Source organism: Pseudomonas sp. Bout1, assembly GCF_034314165.1.
Taxonomy (GTDB): Bacteria; Pseudomonadota; Gammaproteobacteria; order Pseudomonadales; family Pseudomonadaceae; genus Aquipseudomonas.
Map to the genome: position 1 here is coordinate 120,072 of NZ_JAVIWK010000001.1, position 17,034 is coordinate 137,105.

Consider the following 17,034-nt stretch of genomic DNA (forward strand, 5'->3'; position numbering starts at 1 on the left):
CGTTCTTTAAAAATTTGGGTATGTGATAGAAAGATAGACTGGACGTTACTTTCACTGGTAACGGATCAGGCTAAGGTAAAATTTGTAAGTAATTGCGAATTTTCGGCGAATGTCGTCTTCACAGTATAACCAGATTGCTTGGGGTTATATGGTCAAGTGAAGAAGCGCATACGGTGGATGCCTTGGCAGTCAGAGGCGATGAAAGACGTGGTAGCCTGCGAAAAGCTTCGGGGAGTCGGCAAACAGACTTTGATCCGGAGATGTCTGAATGGGGGAACCCAGCCATCATAAGATGGTTACCTTACACTGAATACATAGGTGTATGGAGCGAACCAGGGGAACTGAAACATCTAAGTACCCTGAGGAAAAGAAATCAACCGAGATTCCCTTAGTAGTGGCGAGCGAACGGGGACTAGCCCTTAAGTGGCTTTGAGATTAGCGGAACGCTCTGGAAAGTGCGGCCATAGTGGGTGATAGCCCTGTACGCGAAAATCTCTTAGTCATGAAATCGAGTAGGACGGAGCACGAGAAACTTTGTCTGAATATGGGGGGACCATCCTCCAAGGCTAAATACTACTGACTGACCGATAGTGAACTAGTACCGTGAGGGAAAGGCGAAAAGAACCCCGGAGAGGGGAGTGAAATAGATCCTGAAACCGTATGCGTACAAGCAGTGGGAGCCCACTTTGTTGGGTGACTGCGTACCTTTTGTATAATGGGTCAGCGACTTATTTTCAGTGGCGAGCTTAACCGAATAGGGGAGGCGTAGCGAAAGCGAGTCTTAATAGGGCGTCTAGTCGCTGGGAATAGACCCGAAACCGGGCGATCTATCCATGGGCAGGTTGAAGGTTGGGTAACACTAACTGGAGGACCGAACCGACTACCGTTGAAAAGTTAGCGGATGACCTGTGGATCGGAGTGAAAGGCTAATCAAGCTCGGAGATAGCTGGTTCTCCTCGAAAGCTATTTAGGTAGCGCCTCATGTATCACTGTAGGGGGTAGAGCACTGTTTCGGCTAGGGGGTCATCCCGACTTACCAAACCGATGCAAACTCCGAATACCTACAAGTGCCGAGCATGGGAGACACACGGCGGGTGCTAACGTCCGTCGTGAAAAGGGAAACAACCCAGACCGTCAGCTAAGGTCCCAAAGTTATGGTTAAGTGGGAAACGATGTGGGAAGGCTTAGACAGCTAGGAGGTTGGCTTAGAAGCAGCCACCCTTTAAAGAAAGCGTAATAGCTCACTAGTCGAGTCGGCCTGCGCGGAAGATGTAACGGGGCTCAAACCATACACCGAAGCTACGGGTATCACCTTCGGGTGATGCGGTAGAGGAGCGTTCTGTAAGCCTGTGAAGGTGAGTTGAGAAGCTTGCTGGAGGTATCAGAAGTGCGAATGCTGACATGAGTAACGATAATGGGTGTGAAAAACACCCACGCCGAAAGACCAAGGTTTCCTGCGCAACGTTAATCGACGCAGGGTTAGTCGGTCCCTAAGGCGAGGCTGAAAAGCGTAGTCGATGGAAAACAGGTTAATATTCCTGTACTTCTGGTTATTGCGATGGAGGGACGGAGAAGGCTAGGCCAGCTTGGCGTTGGTTGTCCAAGTTTAAGGTGGTAGGCTGGAATCTTAGGTAAATCCGGGATTCTAAGGCCGAGAGCTGATGACGAGCTAACTTTTAGTTAGCGAAGTGGTTGATGCCATGCTTCCAAGAAAAGCTTCTAAGCTTCAGGTAACCAGGAACCGTACCCCAAACCGACACAGGTGGTTGGGTAGAGAATACCAAGGCGCTTGAGAGAACTCGGGTGAAGGAACTAGGCAAAATGGCACCGTAACTTCGGGAGAAGGTGCGCCGGTGAGGGTGAAGGACTTGCTCCGTAAGCTCATGCCGGTCGAAGATACCAGGCCGCTGCGACTGTTTATTAAAAACACAGCACTCTGCAAACACGAAAGTGGACGTATAGGGTGTGACGCCTGCCCGGTGCCGGAAGGTTAATTGATGGGGTTAGCTAACGCGAAGCTCTTGATCGAAGCCCCGGTAAACGGCGGCCGTAACTATAACGGTCCTAAGGTAGCGAAATTCCTTGTCGGGTAAGTTCCGACCTGCACGAATGGCGTAACGATGGCGGCGCTGTCTCCACCCGAGACTCAGTGAAATTGAAATCGCTGTGAAGATGCAGTGTATCCGCGGCTAGACGGAAAGACCCCGTGAACCTTTACTATAGCTTTGCACTGGACTTTGAATTTGCTTGTGTAGGATAGGTGGGAGGCTTTGAAGCGTGGACGCCAGTTCGCGTGGAGCCAACCTTGAAATACCACCCTGGCAACTTTGAGGTTCTAACTCAGGTCCGTTATCCGGATCGAGGACAGTGTATGGTGGGTAGTTTGACTGGGGCGGTCTCCTCCTAAAGAGTAACGGAGGAGTACGAAGGTGCGCTCAGACCGGTCGGAAATCGGTCGTAGAGTATAAAGGCAAAAGCGCGCTTGACTGCGAGACAGACACGTCGAGCAGGTACGAAAGTAGGTCTTAGTGATCCGGTGGTTCTGTATGGAAGGGCCATCGCTCAACGGATAAAAGGTACTCCGGGGATAACAGGCTGATACCGCCCAAGAGTTCATATCGACGGCGGTGTTTGGCACCTCGATGTCGGCTCATCACATCCTGGGGCTGAAGCCGGTCCCAAGGGTATGGCTGTTCGCCATTTAAAGTGGTACGCGAGCTGGGTTTAGAACGTCGTGAGACAGTTCGGTCCCTATCTGCCGTGGACGTTTGAGATTTGAGAGGGGCTGCTCCTAGTACGAGAGGACCGGAGTGGACGAACCTCTGGTGTTCCGGTTGTCACGCCAGTGGCATTGCCGGGTAGCTATGTTCGGAATAGATAACCGCTGAAAGCATCTAAGCGGGAAACTAGCCTCAAGATGAGATCTCACTGGAACCTTGAGTTCCCTGAAGGGCCGTCGAAGACTACGACGTTGATAGGTTGGGTGTGTAAGCGCTGTGAGGCGTTGAGCTAACCAATACTAATTGCCCGTGAGGCTTGACCATATAACACCCAAGCAATTTGACTACTCCTGACTTGGAAACAAGTAGAAGCATCAGATTGCGGTGTGTGAAGACGAAACGAACCGAAAGTTCGAGATCTTGCAAAACACCGAAAGCTATCACATACCCAATTTGCTGAAGCGAGGCCAGCTGGCCACGACTCAGTACCCGAATTTCTTGACGACCATAGAGCATTGGAACCACCTGATCCCATCCCGAACTCAGCAGTGAAACGATGCATCGCCGATGGTAGTGTGGGGTTTCCCCATGTGAGAGTAGGTCATCGTCAAGATTAAATTCCAGAACCCCTGATTGCTAACGCAATCAGGGGTTTTGTTTTTGTATAAGTCCATGATTTTCACCGGCACGTTGCGAAAGCAACGGGCAGGTACACAGAATTTCTTGACGACCATAGAGCATTGGAACCACCTGATCCCATCCCGAACTCAGCAGTGAAACGATGCATCGCCGATGGTAGTGTGGGGTTTCCCCATGTGAGAGTAGGTCATCGTCAAGATTGAATTCCGAAACCCCTGTCTGCTAACGCAGACAGGGGTTTTGTCGTTTAAGGGCTACGTCACCTACAAACAAGAACTGCTCAACCCTTGCGCGTCTTACCGCTTCGCCTGGCCAGTAACTTGCGCCACCAGATATAAATGCCGGTAGCAGACAACATCGCGATCACAAGCCCCAGCAGCGCAATCAATAATTGCCCCATCGTCCCAATTATCCTGCCACCATGGATCGGTAGCTGCAGCCGATAAAAGCGCTCTCCCAACGTACCTTGCCCCGCTATTTCTTGTCCTAACAAACGCCCATCTGTTCCATGGAAAAACAGCCAGGATTTCCCATGAGCCTGCGTATCATGTCGCCCAAAACCAGCCCCGTAAAAGTTGTACTCAAAGCTGTAATACAACTCCCCAATCGACGCTGTAAGCCCCAGCCGCTTGCCTTCCTCCTGCGCCCGCTCATAGGCCTGTTGATAACTCAATTGCGTCACGCCCAATCGTTCGGCCGGTAACCCGCCACGTGCCTCATAGACACTGGCCTGAACCGGTGAAAACAACGAGACAGCGGGTTTGAACACCTGGCTTGGCAAATTCATTGCCACGCTGCTGACTGCAATCGGCAACAACAACAACCAAAGCCACAGCCCGCCAGCGCGGTGCAGGTCGAAATTTAACCGGTAAGCATGACCACCCTTGATCTTCCACGCAGTGGCCCACTTCCTCCAGAACGGTTTGCCCCTCGGCAGGGTCAGCCACAGCGCAATAAAGCAATCGAACACCCATGCAATAGCCACAAACCCCATCAGCCACAAGCCCCAATTTCCCGGCAGCGTCAGGTTGTAGTGAAACTCCAGAATGAACGGAATGAGATTCTCACGCTGAAAGCAGCACGCGCCCCAAAAGCGCCGCCCCATTTCTTCACCACTGACCGGATCGAGATAGAAAACCTGGTTAGGCTCATCAAAGGGTTTGCCGGTCGCTGGATCGTTTCGCGCAACTGCCGCCAACATAGCGGTATGACCGGTCTCTTGTGGATACTCCATGTACCAGACTTGCAGCTTGGGATGCTGCCCCTGCAGGGTGTTCACCAGTTCACCTGGCGGTAATGCCGAACCCTTGGCTGTTGCTTCATAGAACTTGGGATTGAGCCATTCATCCAGCTCATGGTTAAACGCTAAAAGGCTGCCCGTGATCCCCGCCATCATTAGAAACAACGCCGTCGCCAACCCGATATAGCGATGAAGTAAAACCAGCAATGCACGCATTAAATTTTCCTGCAAAGACGACAAAGCCAGCGCCTGGAATCAGGAACTGGCTTTGTATGAATCGAAAGGGGTTAGAACTGGTAGCTCACCGTCGCACTGACGTTGCGCTCTTCACCCAAATAGCAGAAGTTCAGGCTGGCACACGACGCCACGTAAGACTCATTTGTCAGGTTATTGGCATTCAGGCGCACATCCACGCCCTTCAGGCCTACCTTGCCCAAGTCATAACCCATCGAGGCGTCAAATAGCGTGTAGGAAGGCACCTTCATGGAGTTCTCCGCATCCACCCAGCTGTAGCCGACGTAACGAACACCGCCACCGAGTCGAAGACCATCCAGGGCGCCGCTGTCGAATTTGTAGTCTGCCCACACCGAAGCCATATGGCGCGGCGCCTGGGTTGGCGAATTACCCTTGTTCTCGATCACGTTATCCGCAGTACTCAACGTGCTGACCATCGACTTCGAATACTCGATGTCTGTGAGGGTATAGCTGCCCAACACTTTGAGGTTGTCGGTCAACTGCATGTGCGCTTCCAGCTCCAGGCCCTGGGAGCGGACAGCGCCTACAGCGCGATAGAAATTTTCCTGCGGCAGCTTGGTCGCGAGATTTTCCTGATCAATGCGGAACAATGATGCAGTGAACAAGTTGTCGGTACCCGGCGGCTGGTATTTCAAGCCCATCTCCCACTGGGTGCCATCGGTAGGCGCCAAGGGGTTGCCAGCACTGTCCGAATAGGAATTGGGGTTGAAGGATTCGGAATAACTGACGTACGGCGCAAGACCGTTATCAAACAGGTAAAGCGCTCCAGCCCGCCCAGTCAGCTTGGTACGTTTATCACTGATCTCAGTGCCCAACGGCCGTCCCGCTTCAGCAATGCGGTTTTCGTCGGAGGTTTCAACCCAGTCCTGACGCAGCCCGAGGGAGAACCGCCATTTGTCCATCTCAATCAGGTCCTGCAGGTAGACACCGGTCTGCTCAAGCCGACGCAGATAACTGGTTGGGCTGTAATAGCTGATCTCGGCATTGCCGTACACCGGATTGAACGCATTGATTGGCGCAAGAGAGCCGCTGCTCCAGTCCACAACGGTTTTGCGCCGTTGATAATCCGCCCCCATCAACACCGTATGCTTCGTCGCGCCGGTAAAAAATTCAGCCTGCAACATGTTGTCGATGATGAACGCATGCAGCTTCTCGTCACCGCCTGAGTAGTAGCGGTTCAACTCATTGCTGGTGGGCGTGGTCCACCCATAGGCATACACCTGATCCAGCCGAACCTTGGAATCCAAATACCGAAAGTTTTGCCGTGCGGTGAAAACATCGTTGAAGCGATGCTCAAACTGGTAGCCGAACGACTGTTGATCACGCTTGTACCCGTCAATGCCGGGCTCGCCCTCAAAGAAGTGATTGGTGATCCGCTGGCCGTTACGCTGGTGCAACGCGCCATCTGCCGGCATGCCACCGTGATAGCCACCGTCAGGATCGTGCTGCAGATAAGCCTGGAGCGTGAGGGATGTGTCATCGGTAAAGTCGATGCTCAAGGTAGGCGCCAGCGCGTAGCGTTTTTCCTTGGCATGGTCGAACTGCGTGTCGGACTTGTCCGCAAGCCCGGTCAGTCGATAAGCAATACGTTTGTCGTCATCCACCGGCCCGCTGAAGTCGAAACCCATGCCTCGCTGCCCTTGCGAACCCATGGTGGCCTGCACTTGATGGTAAGGCTCAAACAACGGTTTCTTGCTGGTCAACGCCACCAGCCCACCCGGCGAGCTGCGTCCGTACAACACCGACGACGGGCCCTTGAGAATATCTACCCGCTCGAGGAAATACGGGTCCACCTGCATGGTGCTGTAGGTGCCGCTGTCCCCCATGGACTTCAAGCCGTCCAGGTAGATGTTATCCACCGAGCCGTCGTTGAAACCACGCATCGCCACGTAGTCATAACGGTGAGTGGCGCCATACGGGTTGGTCAGCACCCCGGGGGTATAGCGCATTGCCTGGGCGACCGTTTGCGAGCCCTGGTCATCCATCTGCTCGCGAGTCACCACTGAAACTGTCTGGGATGTCTCCAGCAGCGCGGTACTGGTCTTGGTGGCGATCTGGCTGTGAGTCGCGTTATAGCCGTCCGTGCTGCCCAAGGCGTTACCGAGGGCGAAGCCTTTGATGTCGGTGGTTGGCAAGGTCAGCGCCTCGCTCTCGGGTGGCGCCTGCAATACGAAACTTACGTCGTCCTGGGCTTGCGCCTGCAAACCCGACCCGTCGAGCAACCGGCTCAAGCCCTGTTCGGCAGAGTACTCACCGTGCAGCCCGGGAGACTGGCGGCCCTGAGTCTGCGCAGGCGTGCTGGAAAGGGTGATACCTGCCTGACGGGCAAACTGATTGAGCACATCGCTCAACGGGCCTGCCGGGATGTCGTAGCGCTGGCTGATGCGCTCGACCCCGCTGTCAGCCGCGACGCCGGCCACCGGCAGCAAGCCGATCCCCATCGTGGTCGATAGCAGCGCTGCACGTACGGCTTTACCGAGCAAAGGGCAGGAAGAGGGTGATTTACTGAAAAAACGCACAGTCATTATCGAGATCCGTAGAGGTCGCTGAAGGCAGATTGAATTGCTTACTGTCTAAGCCGAACTCACGGAAAAAAGCCGCCAAAAATAAATCAGGCCTGACGCTCCAGGCTCACCCACCAGCGAGTGCGATAGCGCAGGCGTACAGGCAGCGTCTGTGGCAGGATCGCCAACAGCTTTTCAGTGTCTTCCAGGCGAAAAACACCAGACAAGCGCAAGTCTGCGATATCACTTGAACAACCCAGATAACCATGACGATAGCGCCCCACTTCCGCCAGGAAGTCGGCAAGACGCATGTTGCGGGTGACGATCAAGCCGTCGGCCCAAGCGCCTGTATCCATATCTGCAGGCGGCGCCAGAACGGCCTCGTTCTGACGGACCAGGTAGCTTTCTCCTGCATGCACTTGAGTGAACAGGCCGTCGGTCGTATGCGGTGAATGAATTGCCACGTTGCCTGACGCGACGCTCAAGCGTGTGCAATCACCTTCCTGACGCACCACAAAGCGCCCGTCGATACCTTCGAACAAACCATGGCGGGTGCGAACCAGCAGCGGTGCAGGCGCAGGGGCGCCGCAGGTCACCAGGATTTCACCGCGTACCAACGTGATCAAGCGTTGCCGTGGGTTGAAGTCCAGGTTCACTGCGCTGTCGGTATTGAGCTGCAGGCGTGTGCCATCCGGCAGTTGCACGCTACGGCGTTCGCCAGTGGTGGTGGCCAGGTCTGAGGTCCAGCGCTGCCAGCCGGTGACGTCTCGGCTGACCCATGCCGCCGAACCTATCAACAGAACGCCGGACAAAACCTTCAGCGCTTGCCGACGACCAAGGCGCTGGGCACTGTTCTCCAGCGCCACATGGGCGCCGGGAATTGCCGCCAACTGGCTGCTCAACTCATGTTGCAGCGCCTGCACGCGCTGCCAGGCCAGCTCGTGTTCATGATGTGCCTCGCGCCAGTGCTCGCATTGCGCCTTCAGGCGCACGTTCGCGCGATTGTTACGCAGGCGCAGCATCCAGCTGATGGCCTGCTTGACCACCTGCGGGTCGGGCCCGGAGCGCACCGCGCTATCCATCGCAGTCATGCCTCATACCGCAGCACATAACAGTGGTACAGCGCCTCGGCCACATATCGCTCCACCGAGCGCAATGACACGCCCATCTGCTGTGCAATCTGCTTGTAGGTCATCCCGTCGCACTGAGCCAATAGAAACGCCTTGCGCACCTTGGGCTGGAGTCCGTCCAGAAGCCGGGCGATGGACTCCAGCAATTCCAGAATCAACGCACGCGCTTCTACGCTCGGTGACATGGCCTCGGGCAAATGGGCAATGGACTCCAGATAAGCCCGCTCGATTTCTTCGCGCCGCCAGTGATCAATCACCAAGCCCCGGGCGATGGTGCGCAAGAAGGCGCGGGGCGCCTTGAGCTCGAAGCGTTCGGTTTTTTGCAGCAGGCGCACGAACGTGTCCTGGGCCAGGTCCGCAGCATCCGCGGCATTGCCCAGACGGCTGCGCAGCCATGTGTTGAGCCAGCCATGATGGCTGCTGTAAAGCGTCTGTACTGCGAACTCTGAAGAGGGCATTCACACGGCCTGGCAAAGCGTCACAAATGATAATTAGTCGCATTGTCGGCAACGCTGAAAATTTTTGCAACTCCCGACCTCAGATGGCTACCGCTGGTCGGCTTCTGACGCAAAAAGAGGATGCTTCTCACAAATCTCTAAGATTTATCCTGACGTGGCCGACAGCCTGACGAGCCATGCGTGCACCGAAATAGAGCAGTCTCAGAGTCTGCCTATACCGTTACATGGAATGTTGCATCCGGCACGCTCACCCCCTTTTGGCAAAAAGAAGTCAATGAAATGAATCTTAAGTTCAGTCATAAAATTCTGTTGGCCGCGTCAGGCGTCGTGGTTCTGGCCTTCGCGTTATTCACGTTCTACAACGACTATCTGCAGCGCAATACCATCCGGCAGAACCTGGAGTCGTCCATTCAGCAATCCGGTGAACTCACCGCCAGCAGTGTGCAGAACTGGCTCAGTGGCCGGGTACTGGTACTGGAAAGCCTGGCGCAAAATGTGGCCCATCAAGGCAGCGCTGCCGATCTGCCGGGGTTGGTCGACCAATCGGCATTTACCTCCAACTTCCAGTTCACCTACGTCGGTTCCACCAATGGTGTGTTCACCCAACGGCCCGACGCCAAAATGCCCGATGGCTACGACCCACGTCAGCGTCCCTGGTACAAACAGGCCGTGGCCGCCGACAAGACCATGCTCACGCCGCCCTACATGGCAGCGGTGGGTGGGCTGATCGTGACCATCGCCATGCCCGTGAAAAAGAATGGTGAATTGCTTGGCGTGGTTGGCGGTGACCTGAGCCTGCAAACCCTGGTGAAGATCATCAACTCGGTGGACTTCGGCGGCATTGGCCACGCGTTCCTGGTCAGTGGTGATGGCCAGGTAATCGTCAGCCCGGACCAGGACCAGGTGATGAAAAACCTCAAGGACATCTATCCGAGCACGAATGTGCGCATCGAGAAGGTCAATCAGGAAGTCGTCCTCAATGGCCAGGAACGGATTCTGTCCTTCACCCCGATCAGCGGGTTGCCGAACGCCGACTGGTACATCGGCCTGTCGATCGACAAAGACAAAGCCTACGCACCGCTGGGCAAGTTCCGCACCTCGGCGTTGATCGCCATGTTCATTGCGGTCGCCGCCATCGCAGTCTTCTTGAGCCTGCTGATCCAAGTCTTGATGCGCCCGCTCGCCACCATGGGCCGCGCCATGCAGGACATTGCCCAGGGTGAAGGTGACCTGACCCGCCGCCTGACCGTGGAAAGCAAAGATGAATTCGGTGATTTGGGCAGTGCTTTCAACCAATTCGTCGAGCGTATTCACGCGTCAATTTCCGAAGTTTCCTCGGCTACTCGCCAGGTGCATGACCTGTCCCAGCGGGTAATGGCCTCCTCCAACGCCTCGATTGTCGGCTCCGACGAACAGAGCGCCCGCACCAACAGCGTGGCCGCGGCGATCAATGAGCTGGGGGCCGCCACTCAAGAAATCGCGCGCAACGCCGCCGACGCTTCGCAACACGCCAGTGGTGCCAGCGAGCAGGCCGATGACGGTCGCAAGGTGGTGGAGAAAACCATCTTGGCGATGTCGGAACTGTCGCAAAAAATCAGCCTGTCCTGCACGCAGATCGAAACCCTGAATGCCAGCACCGACAACATCGGCCACATCCTGGATGTGATTAAAGGCATCTCCCAGCAAACCAACCTGCTGGCTCTAAACGCCGCGATTGAAGCGGCGCGCGCCGGTGAAGCCGGGCGTGGGTTTGCCGTAGTGGCCGATGAAGTGCGCAACCTGGCGCACCGCACCCAGGAATCGGCGGAAGAGATCCATAAAATGATCACCTCGCTGCAGATTGGCTCACGCGAGGCGGTGACCACGATGAACGCCAGCCAGACCTCCAGTGAAGAAAGCGTCGAGGTCGCCAACCAGGCCGGTGAGCGCCTGGTCAGCGTGACTCAGCGCATCGTCGAGATCGACGGGATGAACCAGTCGGTAGCGGCCGCCACCGAAGAGCAGACCGCCGTGGTAGAAACCCTCAACGTCGACATCAACCAGATCAACCTGCTGAACCAGCAGGGCGTGGCCAACCTTAACGAAACCTTGAAGGATTGCGACGCGTTGTCTCAACAGGCCAACAGGCTGAAGCAGTTGGTCGACAGCTTCAAAATCTGATTGATGAACTTGTAGGCGCAAGCTTGCGCGTGAAGAACCTCGACGATAACGCGGTGCTATCAGACAGCCCCGTGTTGCCTGTACGTTTTTCGCGAGCAAGCTCGCTCCACAGTTAAGGTTGGGCAAACATCCCTTGCACATTCTCCAGTGCGTTGTCGGCAAATGCCTGGACGAACTGCTCAAACCCTCTGGCACCCGCGTCAACCGGTTCGGCGATGATCGTCCAGGTCACCCTTGAACAGCCTTCCCCCGAAGCCTCCACACTCATGGCTGCCCACAGCCGGGCCACGCCGAGGGTGTTGTAAATCGTCGTCCAGGTCATCTGCATGGCCTGTTCGTCCCGGCTGTTGAGTTGCTCCACCACCAGGTTTCCATCGTTGAAAAACTTCTTGCGCAGGCACCCTGCGCCCGTGCCAGTCATTTCGATGCGGGACAAGGCCGGGATAAATTTATCAAAGCCAGCAAAGTCACCGACCACCGCCCACGCACGCGCGGCATTACAGGCAACCACCACTGAAGACACCACGGGCTTGGCGCAAGGATTGTGAATCAACGTATCGGGTTTCATAAGGTTTTCCTTTGGTTGTTCCTGATCACAGGAAGCCGATGCTTTTGAGGTATTCGCAGCCCTTGCGTAACAACGCCGGGGTTTTCTCGGGGTAGCGCGCGCCCATCTGCTCTACGCCACGCCGTGTGTTGTCATGGCGGATCAACGAGGTATCGCCGATGTCCTCGCCGAAGCCATTGAGGTAAAAACCCAGCACGGCGAACAACGCGTTGCGGCTGTCCACCGTGTGCAGGTGACGTTGCCACTGGGCGACACTCACCAATTCGAAGGCATGACCGGCCTGGCGAAATGCATCGACGTAGGATTCCCAGCTCAAGGGTTGCGGATTGTGCAGGTTGAACACGCAACCCTGCGGTTCGCAGCGACTGCTGTGAAACGCAACAAACCGCGCGAGAAAGTCCACGGGCATCAAGTCAAAGTCCAGCTTAAGGTGGGGCATCAGGCCCAGTTGCAGCGAGCCTTTGAGCATCAACATCAGGCGATTTTTCTGTGGCTCGCAGACACCGTTGCGGCTGTTGAAGCTGATGTTCCCGGGGCGGTGGATATTGACCCAGGCACCTTGCTCGGCCGCACGCCCGAGGAGGCGCTCCGCGACCCATTTGGACAGGTTATAGCCATTTTGGATGTAGAGCGGTGGCGTGGCGGCGGCGGGCGTTTCGAGTACATGGCCCTGGGCATCGACACTACTGGCCGCCGACAGCGTCGAGATAAAATTGAAGACTTTTTTGCTCCCGGTTTCACACAGGCGCAGGCATTCGAGCACCGGCTCGACGTTGTCCTTGGCCAGCGTGGCGTAATCCATCACATGATTGACGTGGGCAGCGTTGTGCACCAGCACGCCGAACTGTCCGGCGAGGTACTCATAGGTCTCACTCGACAGGCCAAGGCGCGGCTGACTGATGTCGGCGGCATACACCCGCACCCGGCTCAGGTCCAGGTGTTCCAGGTGATACTCGCGCAGCGCTTCGGCAAACCGCTCAGTCGCGCACTGCCCGGGCCGTTCGCGTACCAGGCACGCCACCTCAAGTGCACCGCCGGCCAGTAATGCCTCGACAAAATGCACCCCGAGAAAACTGTTGGCCCCGGTCACGATCACGTTACGGGGCTCACCAGCCTGAGCGGTTGGTAGTGGTTGTACGCCCAGCTCACGCATGGCGTCCCGGGTTGCCTGGCTGGTCGGGGCATCGGCTGGCGGCCCGTCGCCCATCAGCGTGGCCAGTGTGCTGACCGTGGGTCTTGCAAAAAACCGCCCGAGGGAGAGGCTGCAGCCGAACTGCTCGCGGATACGCAGCAGCATCGTCGACAACAGGATCGAATGACCACCGAGGTTGAAGAAGCTGTCGTGCATCGACAGCTGCGTGAGCGGCACGTCCAGCAACTCGCTCCAGAGCTTGAGCAACTGCACTTGCATCGGCGTGTGCGGTTCACCGTGCTGGATGGTTGGCAGCGGTTGAGTCGGTAACGCAAGCAATGCATGCCGGTCGATCTTTGCGTTGTGGTTGCACGGCAAGCTCGCAAGCTCCGTGCACAGGGTTGGCTGCTGATAGTCCGGCAGCGCCTGCCGGGCATACTGCTGGAGTGCAGCCAGGGCGCCCCGAGCCTTGGGCTGCGCGACAAAGGCCAGGATCCGCCGATCACGGTCAATCACCACGGCCACCTGGCGAAACAGCTGACTGCTGCGCAGGCATTGTTCGATCTCTTGCGGTTCGACCCGCAAGCCACGGATCTTCACTTGCTGATCCCGGCGCCCGCCCAGCTCGATGCCGTTTTCCGTCCACTTCGCCAGGTCGCCGCTGCGGTAGGCGCGCAAGGACTGGCCGTCCGGCAGCACCAGTTCGACAAAATGCTCGGCGGTCTGCCCAGGCTGGTTCAGGTAACCAAGGCTGACACCCGGGCCGACGATGTACAGCTCGCCCAACACCTGCTCATCCACCGGTTGTAGTTGTTCATCGAGGATCAGCACCTGGCTGTTGGCGATCGGCATACCGACGTTGCGATTGCTATCGCCTGGCTGCAACGTGCGGTGGGTCACCAGCACGGTGGCTTCGGTGGGCCCGTAGAAGTTGTGCAAGCGGCACTGTCCCGCCAGCCGTTCGATGACATTGGGTTCGCACACCTCACCTCCGGTTATCAGATGCGCCAGGCCCATGGACTGACCCAGCGGCAGGATGCTCAGTAACGCCGGCGGCAGGAAGGCATGCGTAACGCGTTGGCGATGGATCAGCTCCACCAGTTGCTGCGGGTCGCGTCGCTGGTCCTCACTGGGCACGATCAATTCGGCACCCGCGATCAGGCACGGGAAGATATCAATCAGGGACGAGTCAAAACTCAAGGACGAGAATTGCAAGGCCCGGCTGTGCTCGTCCAGTTGTACATGGGCACCGAACCACGCGGTGAAATGGGCCAGGTTGTGCTGACTGAGCAGCACGCCTTTGGGGTGGCCGGCAGTGCCTGAGGTGTGGAGCACCATGCATGGGGCATCCATGGATGGGCGCTGGCGCATTAGCGCTGCGTTGTCGTGAGTGTCGAGGGTGCTGACATCCACTGCAGCAAAACCATCGCGCAGTGGGTGCTTGCCATCATCCAGCAGCACCGAGACGCCGGCGTTTTCCAGCATGGCCTGCTGGCGTTGCAGCGGGTGGCCCGGCTCCAGCGGCAAGTACACCGCGCCGCAGCCCAGCACTGCAAGGATGCTGGCGTACAGCTCCAGCGACTTACCCAGGCAGACGCCAATCACCGGTGGTGTATCGAGGGGCCCAAGCAGAGGCCACAGGCGTTGCTGGATCGCCAGGCTCTTGCGATGCAAATGTTGATAAGTCAGCCCATTGCCGGCGATGTTCAGGGCCGGGCGGTGGGCGAAGGTTCTAAGGCTGTTTTCCAGGCGCTCGATCATAGGTACCTGGCTTTGTTGCTGCAGCGCCAGGTCGGTGGTCTGGTTAAAGCGATGCAGGTACGCCAGCGACGCGAGCGCTTGCAGACCGTGTTCCGGGTTATCGGAGGCGATGGCTGCCTGCGAGAAATAGCCTGCATCCCGGGAAAACCCACTCACCTGCTGGGCCACCCAATCCACCAGGGCGCTTACTGCCTGTTGACGCAACCGTTGCCCATTGCCACAGGCTTCGCCGGCAATGTCCAGGGTCGCCAGAAGTCGCCGTGAGTGGGCGTAACACCTGAACTGCAGGGTCGGTAGTGCGCAGGCGTTCAACACTCCCATACCCAGGCGCAGGCTCATCGACGCCGCGCAGGTCAGGCCTGGCGGAACCGCCTCGCTACCGTCATCAATCAGCAGGTCGACGTGTCGTGCATTCTGTGCCTGCACCAACCCATGACCGTATTGCCCAAGCGTCTGGCTGATCTCATTCAACGCTGCGCTGAACCCTGCCAGCCCAATTTCCAGGCGCCTCATGAGTGCTCTCCTGGCGCCGCAAGAAAAGCATCCAGCGCCCGGACCACGCTCGGCGTTTGCAGCAGGCCGCTATGATTCAGGAACCCCATGATATTGCCGATCAGCGGGTGCTGGCGGGTAATGGGAAAGCCCATCGCCTGCACGTCGGCGCGTAGTGCGCAGCGCGTGGCGGCACTGACCTGCAGGTGATCGATCAACTGCAAGTCGAAGTTTTTTTGCAGCTCGTGGGTCAAGTAATGCTGGAGGAACACCGGCAGGATCCGGGCGATGCAATCGCGGTCCGATGCGTGTGCAGACTGCCAATAAATACGCACCAGGCGTGTCCAGAAAACCGCATGACGGCCCTCGTCAAACAAGTGGTCGGCCATCAAGCCGCGGATCGATTGCTTGACGCTCTCATCCTTGGAAAACGCTGCCACGTCCTGGGTCACGGTGTTCTCGGCGATGGCCACGGCAATCAGTTCCACGGCGTCGCGCAGGTGTGCGGGCGCCAGCGCCAGCGCGGCCGGCAAGGCTCGGCTCAACTCGATTTGCCCGGGCAACTCCAGGGCGGGGATGCCGGTCATCGCAACCGTCTGTTGCATGAAGTCGAGGGCGACGAGGGCGTGGTAATCCTCATCCACCACTACGGTCATGGCGTCGTAGCGACAGGCGAGCGGAAAGGGCACTGAAAAGCGGTTCTTGGCAATGCTGCGGGCGGTCTTGTCGACGATCTCTGTTTCAAAGATCACCACGTCGTTGATGAATTTGTAGAACGTCTGCAGCAAGACAAAATCCCGCTGCAGCGGGCATTGCTCGACAAAGGTCGCGCTCAGTACCAACGGTTGTCGGCTCAAGGGATAGATCAGCTTGTGGTCGTTTTCCAGCAAGCGGCGGGGGCGGGTGCGGATCGTCGCGCGGCGCTCCCAGTCGTCGGCACATGAGCGGTAATCGGCAGGGTTCATACACTCACCTCAGGCAGGCGCTGGTGCAATCCGTCCCATAAGGCCAGCCGGCTATCCACGGCGCTGAGGGCGGTACTGTTGGCCTGCCGCTCGCGACTTGGGTCGGCGAGGGTGAGGCGTTCCAGCAATTGCGCTGCCGCCGGGCCATGCTCCTGGGCGTCGAGTTCAATGTGGCGCTTGAGGTAGTGGCAGAAGGTCGGAGCCTGGCGGTGAAGCATCTCGCACCCCTGCAGAATGCGTTTGAACATCGCCGGGATAACGCTCTCACGACCATGGAGGAAGGCTGCCGCCACACAGTGGGTCGGTGCGGCCAGGGCAACCTGCAGCGTGCTTTTGACGAAACAGGCCACGGCGGGGTGGACGTCGATTTTTTGCAGGGCGGTTTCTGCATCGTTGCCGTCACGTTGCAGGGTGATGAATTGATCGATGGCCGTGGTGCTCGCACCGACTTCACGCATGGCTTGCAGATACAACTCGAAGTGACTGCCGTGTCCGTGACCGGGATATTCGTCCGACTCCTCGCCCAACACGATCTCATTGATCAGGCGTGCCGCTTGTGGGTCTGGCGGCGGCAACCACGGCAGGCGCATTCCGGTAAGGTCATGTTGCAGGCGTTTGATCAGGGTCATGAAGTCCCAAACGGCGAATACATGGTTTTCCATAAAGTATCGCAATGTTGGAAGCGTATTAATTTGTGTAAATATTGGATGATTGTGCAACTGCTGCTTTTTTTGTTTAAGACGGTGTAATTTCTGGAACATAGTTGATGCCTATAAGTCGTTGTTTCTTCCCTGATAACAGGCAGCCACGTGCTGTTATTGACTAAGCAAAGAGCACGCTGTGACAAAACACCAAAGCTTTATTTAAAGGAACGCCACGCGCAGTGACGCCCGAGCAGGGTTCACGCTGTCGATTGGGGAGAATTGGGGTATGGGTAATAATCTAATTAAGCATTCAGGCGGTTTTTTGTTTTATAAGTCTTTCGAGTAAAAATATTGCTGTAGTTGAAT

The 17,034-nt window shown here is 56.9% G+C and carries 9 protein-coding genes and 3 rRNA genes; 4 read left to right on the top strand and 8 right to left on the bottom strand.

The features are described from left to right. The first annotated feature begins 150 nt into the window (after positions 1-150). From RGV33_RS00595 to rrf (RGV33_RS00605), 3 genes are all read left to right on the top strand, one after another. Positions 151-3,044: ribosomal RNA gene (locus RGV33_RS00595) — 23S ribosomal RNA — on the top strand. Positions 3,045-3,217: 173 nt separating this feature from the next. Next, a 5S ribosomal RNA gene (rrf, locus tag RGV33_RS00600) occupies positions 3,218-3,333 on the top strand. Positions 3,334-3,442: 109 nt separating this feature from the next. Then, positions 3,443-3,558 (top strand): 5S ribosomal RNA (gene rrf, locus RGV33_RS00605). Positions 3,559-3,639: 81 nt separating this feature from the next. On the opposite strand, the gene RGV33_RS00610 is transcribed toward rrf (RGV33_RS00605), so the two are convergent. From RGV33_RS00610 to RGV33_RS00625, 4 genes are all read right to left on the bottom strand, one after another. Next, positions 3,640-4,815 (bottom strand): PepSY domain-containing protein, encoded by a 1,176-nt coding sequence (locus tag RGV33_RS00610; protein ID WP_322142682.1) that lies wholly within the window; start codon positions 4,813-4,815, stop codon positions 3,640-3,642. 71 nt (positions 4,816-4,886) lie between these two features. Then, a complete protein-coding gene (locus RGV33_RS00615; RefSeq protein WP_322142683.1) occupies positions 4,887-7,379 on the bottom strand; it encodes a TonB-dependent siderophore receptor in 2,493 nt (830 codons plus the stop codon). Positions 7,380-7,465: 86 nt separating this feature from the next. Then, on the bottom strand, positions 7,466-8,449 hold the full coding sequence (locus tag RGV33_RS00620; protein WP_322142684.1) for a FecR family protein: 984 nt from the start codon (positions 8,447-8,449) through the stop codon (positions 7,466-7,468). Continuing rightward, entirely contained in the window at positions 8,446-8,946 is a 501-nt protein-coding gene (locus RGV33_RS00625; RefSeq protein ID WP_322142685.1) for a sigma-70 family RNA polymerase sigma factor, read from the bottom strand. The genes RGV33_RS00620 and RGV33_RS00625 overlap by 4 nt, the downstream gene beginning before the upstream one ends. A gap of 279 nt (positions 8,947-9,225) precedes the next feature. Here RGV33_RS00625 and RGV33_RS00630 point away from each other — a divergent pair, with 279 nt between their 5' ends. After that, positions 9,226-11,106 carry a methyl-accepting chemotaxis protein gene (locus RGV33_RS00630; protein WP_322142686.1) on the top strand — a complete coding sequence of 627 codons (1,881 nt, stop codon included), beginning with the start codon at positions 9,226-9,228 and terminating at the stop codon, positions 11,104-11,106. A gap of 112 nt (positions 11,107-11,218) precedes the next feature. Here RGV33_RS00630 and RGV33_RS00635 read toward each other — a convergent pair whose 3' ends face one another. Genes RGV33_RS00635 through RGV33_RS00650 form a run of 4 tightly spaced genes read right to left on the bottom strand, consistent with a single transcriptional unit; the run spans position 11,219 to position 16,785 of the window. Then, the gene (locus RGV33_RS00635) at positions 11,219-11,674 is read right to left on the bottom strand and encodes an SRPBCC family protein (RefSeq protein WP_322142687.1); all 456 of its coding nucleotides are present in this window, start codon (positions 11,672-11,674) and stop codon (positions 11,219-11,221) included. 25 nt (positions 11,675-11,699) lie between these two features. Next, a complete protein-coding gene (locus RGV33_RS00640; protein WP_322142688.1) occupies positions 11,700-15,080 on the bottom strand; it encodes an amino acid adenylation domain-containing protein in 3,381 nt (1,126 codons plus the stop codon). Then, positions 15,077-16,024, bottom strand: a complete 948-nt coding sequence (locus RGV33_RS00645) for a diiron oxygenase (RefSeq protein WP_322142689.1) — start codon at positions 16,022-16,024, stop codon at positions 15,077-15,079. The genes RGV33_RS00640 and RGV33_RS00645 overlap by 4 nt, the downstream gene beginning before the upstream one ends. Beyond that, positions 16,021-16,785: a DUF3050 domain-containing protein gene (locus RGV33_RS00650; RefSeq protein WP_322142690.1), complete on the bottom strand. Its 765-nt coding sequence runs from the start codon at positions 16,783-16,785 to the stop codon at positions 16,021-16,023. The genes RGV33_RS00645 and RGV33_RS00650 overlap by 4 nt, the downstream gene beginning before the upstream one ends. Positions 16,786-17,034: the final 249 nt, after the last annotated feature.

Coding starts and splice junctions, on each gene's coding strand:
- RGV33_RS00635 (WP_322142687.1), bottom strand. CDS start 11,674: ATGAAACCCGATACGTTGATTCACAATCCTTGCGCCAAGCCCGTGGTG.
- RGV33_RS00610 (WP_322142682.1), bottom strand. CDS start 4,815: ATGCGTGCATTGCTGGTTTTACTTCATCGCTATATCGGGTTGGCGACG.
- RGV33_RS00615 (WP_322142683.1), bottom strand. CDS start 7,379: ATGACTGTGCGTTTTTTCAGTAAATCACCCTCTTCCTGCCCTTTGCTC.
- RGV33_RS00630 (WP_322142686.1), top strand. CDS start 9,226: ATGAATCTTAAGTTCAGTCATAAAATTCTGTTGGCCGCGTCAGGCGTC.
- RGV33_RS00620 (WP_322142684.1), bottom strand. CDS start 8,449: ATGACTGCGATGGATAGCGCGGTGCGCTCCGGGCCCGACCCGCAGGTG.
- RGV33_RS00650 (WP_322142690.1), bottom strand. CDS start 16,785: ATGTTCCAGAAATTACACCGTCTTAAACAAAAAAAGCAGCAGTTGCAC.
- RGV33_RS00645 (WP_322142689.1), bottom strand. CDS start 16,024: ATGAACCCTGCCGATTACCGCTCATGTGCCGACGACTGGGAGCGCCGC.
- RGV33_RS00640 (WP_322142688.1), bottom strand. CDS start 15,080: ATGAGGCGCCTGGAAATTGGGCTGGCAGGGTTCAGCGCAGCGTTGAAT.
- RGV33_RS00625 (WP_322142685.1), bottom strand. CDS start 8,946: ATGCCCTCTTCAGAGTTCGCAGTACAGACGCTTTACAGCAGCCATCAT.